Source organism: Microbacterium sp. Bi128 (genome assembly GCF_918698205.1).
On record NZ_CAKKMM010000203.1, the window covers coordinates 1 to 7,055 of the forward strand.

At 70.9% G+C, this 7,055-nt stretch carries 8 protein-coding genes and 1 pseudogene; 3 read left to right on the forward strand and 6 right to left on the reverse strand.

What is annotated here, in order from left to right; translation table 11 throughout:
- Both LQV45_RS14520 and LQV45_RS14525 read left to right on the forward strand, forming a co-directional pair.
- Positions 1–229: pseudogene (locus LQV45_RS14520) on the forward strand (LysR family transcriptional regulator); the annotation flags it as partial.
- On the forward strand, positions 226–624 hold the full coding sequence (locus LQV45_RS14525; protein WP_230007640.1) for an HtaA domain-containing protein: 399 nt from the start codon (positions 226–228) through the stop codon (positions 622–624). The pseudogene LQV45_RS14520 and the gene LQV45_RS14525, both read left to right, overlap by 4 nt.
- 18 nt (positions 625–642) lie before the next feature.
- On the opposite strand, the gene hpaB is transcribed toward LQV45_RS14525, so the two are convergent.
- Together hpaB and LQV45_RS14535 are read right to left on the reverse strand one after the other, a co-directional pair.
- Positions 643–2,097 carry a 4-hydroxyphenylacetate 3-monooxygenase, oxygenase component gene (hpaB, locus tag LQV45_RS14530; RefSeq protein ID WP_230007641.1) on the reverse strand — a complete coding sequence of 485 codons (1,455 nt, stop codon included), beginning with the start codon at positions 2,095–2,097 and terminating at the stop codon, positions 643–645.
- A gap of 54 nt (positions 2,098–2,151) precedes the next feature.
- Complete coding sequence (locus LQV45_RS14535; RefSeq protein WP_230007642.1) at positions 2,152–2,697, reverse strand: flavin reductase family protein; 546 nt, start codon at positions 2,695–2,697, stop codon at positions 2,152–2,154.
- 199 nt (positions 2,698–2,896) lie between these two features.
- Here LQV45_RS14535 and LQV45_RS14540 point away from each other — a divergent pair, with 199 nt between their 5' ends.
- The gene (locus LQV45_RS14540; protein ID WP_230007643.1) at positions 2,897–3,859 is read left to right on the forward strand and encodes a helix-turn-helix domain-containing protein; all 963 of its coding nucleotides are present in this window, start codon (positions 2,897–2,899) and stop codon (positions 3,857–3,859) included.
- Between the two features lie 154 nt (positions 3,860–4,013).
- Here LQV45_RS14540 and LQV45_RS14545 read toward each other — a convergent pair whose 3' ends face one another.
- The 4 genes from LQV45_RS14545 to LQV45_RS14560 all read right to left on the reverse strand — a co-directional run.
- Entirely contained in the window at positions 4,014–4,328 is a 315-nt protein-coding gene (locus LQV45_RS14545) for an EthD family reductase (RefSeq protein ID WP_230007644.1), read from the reverse strand.
- On the reverse strand, positions 4,321–5,574 hold the full coding sequence (locus tag LQV45_RS14550) for a styrene monooxygenase/indole monooxygenase family protein (RefSeq protein ID WP_230007645.1): 1,254 nt from the start codon (positions 5,572–5,574) through the stop codon (positions 4,321–4,323). The genes LQV45_RS14545 and LQV45_RS14550 overlap by 8 nt, the downstream gene beginning before the upstream one ends.
- A 249-nt stretch (positions 5,575–5,823) precedes the next feature.
- The gene (locus LQV45_RS14555) at positions 5,824–6,315 is read right to left on the reverse strand and encodes a cytochrome C5 (protein WP_230007646.1); all 492 of its coding nucleotides are present in this window, start codon (positions 6,313–6,315) and stop codon (positions 5,824–5,826) included.
- Between the two features lie 130 nt (positions 6,316–6,445).
- Positions 6,446–7,055: bifunctional methylenetetrahydrofolate dehydrogenase/methenyltetrahydrofolate cyclohydrolase (locus tag LQV45_RS14560; RefSeq protein ID WP_230007647.1), on the reverse strand; the 610-nt coding region annotated here is incomplete at its 5' end.

Sequence of the window (7,055 nt, forward strand, 5' to 3'; positions counted from 1 at the left end):
TTACGAGGCGGTGCGCACGCTCGTCGGGAGAGGGCTGGGCTACGGCATCCTCGTGCAGCGTCCCGCGAACCCGGCGAGCTACGAGGGCTACCCTGTCGCCATGAAAGAGATCTCGCCGCCCGTCGACCCCGTCGGCATCGACGTGATCTGGTCGGCCACGATCGATCCCCCCGATCGCGTGCGGGCTCTCATCTCGTTCGCCCGCTCGATCAGCTGGACGTCGGCGTGAGCGCGCTGGTGTGGGCCGTGAAGCGCTCGCTCCTGGGATACGTGCGCGGCATGAGCGATGGCACGGTGACGACGGCCGGGGGCGTACACGAGGGGGACGCCGGCTTCGTCTTCCCGGGCGAGGGTCAGATCTTCTCCGGCAGCGTGACGTTGACCGGGCACGGCGGGATGATGCGCGTGGTCCTGGCCGACCCGGCGCTCGTGCCCCGCGGAGACACCTGGATGCTGGAGATCGCCGCCCCCGACGACGGCGCGGCGCGACTGCCCTTCGCCACGGTCGCCGCGTTCGACGGCTCGACGGGCACGGGGGTCGCGCTCACCGCCGACGGCGCCGACCTGTTCTTCGGACCCTACGAGGCGGGCACGCCGCTCGAGGACTTCACGATCCGCGCGTGAACGCGAACGGGGGCCGGATCACTCCGAGCTATCCAGGATGCCGCGCACCCGCGCCCGCGCCTCGGTGAAGTCGTACGAGCCGACGAGCGCCGAAGCCATGCGCACCGGGTCGCCGAAGAAGAAGTACTCGTACAGCGACTGCCGACCCGCGAACCCCGAGACGGCGGCGTCCGCCGCGAGACGGAACAGCGCCGTGCGCTCGCGCGCGCCGAGCGTCGCCGACTGCAAGTACTGCTCGAGGTCGCCGTGGGCATCAGCGGGGAAGTCGGCGGCGCTCGGGGTCGCCATGAGTCCCGACGCCCCCAGGGTGCGGATGATCTCCGTCAGCCGCGGCGAGACGTGGGTGGGGTACCAGTTGCGCGCCGCATTCAGCGTCGCCCAGCGGGGCAGGAAGACCCCGAACTCGTTCGCCTCGCCGTCGACCTCGGCGGCACGGAGCATGGCCCGCTCGATCTCGACGTAAGTGATGAGCTCCGCCAGCTGCTGCTGGATGTGCGGGAAACCCTGGATGCCGATCGCCTCCGCCATCGACGAGGCGAGGCCCAGGAAGAACTCGGTCTTGACCAGCGTGCGCGTGACGACCTGGTGCGTCATGAGCGCGCCCGCACCGGTCTCGGTGTACAGCGCGTTGCACAGATCGGGGCGCCCCAGCACGAACACGCGCTCGGCCGGGACGAAGACGTCGTCGAAGACGGCGACGGCATCCATCTCGTCGAACCGGGCCGCGAGGGGTTCATCGAAGGCGGGGCCGCCGCGGTGGAGCGGCGTGCGGCAGTGCAACCGCAGGCCGGGGGCGTCCGTGGGGATCGCGAAGGCGAAGCTGTAGGCGGCGTCCTCGGGCGCGTTGCGCAGCACCGTCGAGGGCAGCACGAGCAGTTCGTCGGCGACCGGTGCCGAGGTCGCGAGCATCCGCGCTCCGCGCACGACGATCCCGTCGGCGCGCTCCTCGACCACGCGCGCCGCGAGCGCTCCATCACCCTGGCGGACGGCGGGCACCGCGCGGTTGACCTGCGGCGGGAGGAGAGTGTGCGAGAGCACGAGGTCGTCGGTGCGCACGCGCTCGGCGTACGCGGCGACGCGCTCGGCGTAGGCGTCCCCTGCCCGCGCGAAGAACGCGGACGAGCCGGCGAAGGCGGCGAGCGCGGACGACAGGTAGTCGCCCGTGCGCCCGAGGAATCCCGCGCTCTCCCCCGCCCACACCTGCATCCCCCGGCGCCGGCGGGCCAGGTCGTCGGCGGAGCGCGGCACGAGGTGCGCGATCGGCTCGGCCTCGCCGGCGTCGCCCGCGAACGTGACCTCCTCGCGGTGGGCCGGGTCGTGCGACAGATCCGCGAGGCGGGCGTAGGCGCGCGCGACCGGCGCGAACGCCGGATGCTCGGCAACCCGCGACGTGACCACCTCGCCGTCGACGTGGATCTCGGGATGCCGCGAGTTCAGGCGAGCGAGGTAGTCGGAACCGGGGCGTGCGGGCATGGGGGAACCTTTCGAACGGCGAAACCGGGACGCGGGAAGGGGGACGCGGCCGGATCAGAACAGCAGCTCGTGGCCCCGAGGGGCCTCGTGCACGGTCGTGAACTGGCCGTTGACGAAGCCCAGGGCATCGCCGGCGCGATAGCCGAAATCGGCGACCTTCCCGACGAAGAGCGTGTGGTCGCCGCCGTCGTACTCCGCCCACGGCTCGCATTCGAACCAGCTGAGCACACCCGCGAGCCGCGGAGCCCGGTGCCCGTCCTCCCACACCGGCTCGACCTGCGGTCGACCCGCGAAGGTCAGCGCCAGCCCCTGCTGCTCGGCGCCGAGGATGTTGATCGTGAAAGGGGTGTCGTGCAGCATCTCGTGCGTGCGCACCGTGCGCTGGATCGAGACGAGCACGAGCGGCGGGTCCATCGACACCGACGTGAAGGAGTTGACGGTGATGCCGTGCCGAAGCGGGTCGCCCGCGGCATCCATCGTGTCGAAGGTGACCACGGCCACACCCGTCGCGAACCGACCGAGCCCGCCGCGGAAGAAGTGCGCGGTCGGGCGGAACAGTGTCGACTCGGGCGGAAACGTCCCGAGGGAACTCATCATCATGGGCGGGGTCCTCTCTGACCGGCTGGGTCCATGGTGCGCCGCATGGGGCGTCATCGTCTGGTGAATGCGCGTGCGGGGCTTGGCCCTCAGCGCCGCGATCAACGCCGCCGCCGGGCGCGCGATGCCCGGGGCGACGTACGCTGTGGGTGTCCGAGCCAATGGAGGCTCGCTCGATCACATCGATGTGAGGTGAGTGGCGATGCAATCCCCGATGCCGTCCACGGTCGCTCCCGGCCTGATCCGCGAGCACGCCCTGGGCAAGGAACAGTGGCAGGCGATCGCCTCGCGCTCATTCGTCCCTCTGACGGTGGATTCCCCCCGGGGTACCCCGTTCAGCGCCCATATGGAGGGGCGGGTCAGCGACGGCATCCTGTTCTCCACCGTCCGCGCCAGCGGGCACTCGGTGACCCGTTCGCAGGACCTCGTCGACGCGTCCGCGGAGTCGTACGTCAAACTGACGCTGCAGCTCAGCGGCACCGGCGTCCTGACACAAGACGACCGGACGGCGCTGCTCTCTCCCGGCGACATCGTCCTCTACGACACCAGCCGCCCGTACACCCTCGCCTTCGCCGACGACCTCGCGGCCGTGGTCGTGATGTTCCCGCACCGCATGATCAACATCGACGCGACGATCCTCCGCGGTCTGACGGCGGTGCGGATCCCCGGCGACCAGGGGTTCGCCCGCGCGGTCGGGCACTTCCTCGCGGGGCTGGCCAGCGCGCTGCCGACCCTCGACGAGGCCACCGGCGTGCAGGTGACGCACAACACGATGGACCTGATCGCCACGATGGTCGGACAGGAGTTGCGCGACGCCCCGTGGTCGGACCCGCACGCGGAGCTGATGTTCCGCATCGACACGTTCATCAACGCGCACCTGCACGAACCCGACCTGGGCCCCGAGCGGATCGCCGCGGCCGCGTACATCTCCACGCGGCACCTGCACACGCTGTTCCAGCGACGGGGGACGACGGTGTCGCACTGGGTGCGCGACCGCCGGCTCGACCACGTGCGCCGCGATCTCCGCGACCCGCGGCACGCCCGCGAGGGGGTGGCGGCGGTGGCGGCGGCGTGGGGCTTCACCGACCCGTCGCACTTCAGCAAGCTGTTCCGCGCCCAGGTGGGCGTCTCGCCGAGCGAGTACCGGGTCGCCCTGGTCGGCTGAGCCGATGCGACACGCGCGCCGAGGGGTTGCGGCGTCCGCGACCGTCGTGCGGTGCGCACAGCAATGCGCCGCGCGGGGCGCACAGCAACGCGCCGCGCGGGGCGCACAGCAACGCGCCGGGGCGGGAACTCTCGTCCCACCCCGGCGCGCACACTCACACTCGGACGAGTTGCTCCGCGGCGAACGTCATCACGACCGCGCCGTTGGTGGCGTAGTTCGGCACATCGGCCTGGACCGCCTCCCCCTCGGGGGAGGCGAGAGCGGCACCGAGGTCGTCCGCGGAGTCGAAGGTGGCCTCGAACACCGCGAAGTACGGCGCGGGAGCGGGCCCCGGGTCGACCGACAGCGTGAACGAGATCTCGCGCACGCCGGGGAGCTTCTCGCACAGCGGCAGATGCACCGCGCGGTAGTGCTCTTCGAAGGCGACCCGGTCCACCGGCTCGGGGTAGAGCACGAGCAGCTTATGCATGGGCGGGCTCCTCGCTCGTGTCGCGGGTCGCGGTGCGGGCGATCGCCGCGGCGGCCGTCTCGGGCGACCCGACGACGTCGTCCCACTGGGCGATCGGATCGTTGAAGTTCTGGGTGAACTCATCCGCCAGGGTCGGCGACTGGCTCATCGCCCCCAGCAGGTCGATCATGTGCGGCGCCGGGGGCACCTGGACCATGAGGTTCGTCCAGTCGCTGACCTTCTCGACGCGTTCGCGACGCCGCTCGGCCGCGCGGCGGCCGAGATCGGCACCGAATCCGAGATCCTCGAGGATCTCCTGGCCGACGGTGTACCCCGAGTACGAGGCCGAGTTCCCGCCCTGCCCGATCACGGGATCGAGCACGGAGTGCACGTCACCGGCCGCGATGACCACGGTGCCGTTGTCGAGCACGCGATAGTCGTTGCGCAGCACCGGGCGCACCGCGCCCTGCAGGAGGTCCTGCGGACGCGCGAGCGCGAAGGTGGATTCGTCGATCCGCGCGGCGACGGTCGGGTGGTGCTGCCGCATCTTCTCGAGGACGAGTCGGCGGAACGCCTCGGGGTCGTCGTCGTAGCGCGCGTCGGCGAGCACCTCGGTGTCTCCGCCGATGACGTTCTCGAACAGCAGCGCGTGGGTGTGCCCGGCGAAGCTGTAGAGGGGAATGTCGAGCAGCTCCCCGTGACCGGGCGCGATGCTGAGCGTCACGCTCTTGGTGTCCTCCTCCGCGACACCGTGCCAGAGGCCGACCATCAGGCGGCGCTGGGGCCCGGCGTACGGGGTCTTGGCCTCGTTGATGCCGAAGAAGTCGCCGAGGGACTTCTTGCCCGAGGCCACCACGAGGGCGTCGTGCTTCTCGCTCAGCGCATCGAGATCCTCGGCCTCGACGGAGCGGATCTCGATCCGCCCTCCGCGGTCCTCGAAGTCGCCCATGAGCGTTGGCTGGTAGATCCGGTAGTCCACCGCCCGCGAGGGGCTCTGGAAGTTGCCGCGGAAGAACAGCTCGGCGCCGCCCACCCAGTGGTGGTGGCAGAAGTAGCCGAACTCCTCGACGGGCCAGTGGTCGACGCCCAGCTCGCGTTCGCGTTCGATCGTGACCGCGTGGTGGGCGACGCTGTTGGGCAGTCGCCCCTCGGCCACCTGGTCGGCGGTGCGGTCGGTGTAGATGGTGACGGGGATGTCGTGCTGCCGCAGCAGAAGGCCCAGATGCAGGCCCGCCGTTCCGGCGCCGACGACGCCGATGTTCGTCATGCGTCCTCCTGTGGATGCTCTCTCACGGAGCGCTTCTCTGCGCGCCGCGTGCCCCCGACGGTAGGTCCTCGGGCACGGATGCAGAATCCTCCCGCCCCACCGTCACACCCACGCACCAGACACCGGCGTCGAGGGACCAGCCGCGCCCGTCGCGGCGGAGAGCGGGAGCGCGAGAGCTACCGACGACGACGAACGGCCGGGGCACTCGAGGGTGCGTCCCGGCCGTTCGTGTCACGCGGTGGCGTTCGATCAGTCCTCGTCGTCGCCGTCTTCGTCGTCCTCGTCGTCGTCGCTGACGATCTCGATGTCCTCGACCTCGAGCTCGGGGGTCAGCTGCACGTGCACGAGGGCGTCGGGGAACGACGTCGCACCGGCGAAGACCACGATGACCGCGTCCGCGAAGACACCGACGCCCACGGCCTCGAGGTCGGTGCGCAGGTCGACGTCGGAGCCGATCTCCTCGTCGCCCAGGGCGTCCTCGATGTCGCTGACGACCTCGTCGACGATCGCGCGCCACCGGTCCTCACTGATGGCCAGGATGTCCGACAGCGACGTCATGATCGCGTCGATGTCGGGGTCGTCGACGTCCTCGATCTCGGGGTCGAGGTCGACCTCGACCTCGACACCGGCGGCATCCAGGTGCGCGAGACCCACGACGGTGTCGTCATCGATCGTCGGCTCGTCGAGCAAGCCGCTGTCGGTGACGCGGCGGAGGAGGTCGTTCAGGACGGATGCAGTCATGAGAAGACGATGTCACGTCCCGGGGCGCGGCGCATCCGTCGGCGTGTCGGGTCCCCGGGCGTTCAGGCCGTGTGCGCGTGCGGTTCACTCGCCGCGCGGCTCGGCGGCCGCCGAGCGGGCGCGGGGCGGGTCAGATCCCGGTCGCGCGCTCCGCGGCCTCGACGACGTTCGTCATGAGGAGGGCGACCGTCATCGGCCCCACCCCGCCGGGGTTGGGCGAGAGGAAGCCGGCGACCTCGGCGACGTCGGGATGCACGTCGCCGAACACGCGGCTCTTGCCGGTCTCGGGGTCGGTCTCGCGGGTGACGCCGACATCGAGGACGGCGGCGCCGGGCTTGACGTCCTCGGCGCGCACGATGTGCTTCACTCCGGCCGCGGCGACGATCACATCGGCCTCGCGCACGTGCTTCGCGAGGTCCGCGGTACCGGTGTGGGTGAGCGTCACGGTCGCGTTGATCTCGCGGCGGGTGAGCAGCAGCCCGATCGAGCGGCCGATCGTCACGCCGCGGCCGACGACGACGACCTCTTTGCCCTTCAGGTCGTAGCCGTTGCGCACGAGGAGTTCGATGACCCCGCGCGGGGTGCACGGCAGGGGCGTGGTGATCGGCGCGTTGACGTTGAGCACGAGACGCCCGAGGTTGGTGGGGTGCAGGCCGTCGGCATCCTTCGCCGGATCGATGCGCTCGAGGATCGCGTCGGTGTCGATGTGCTTCGGCAGCGGCAGCTGGACGATGTACCCG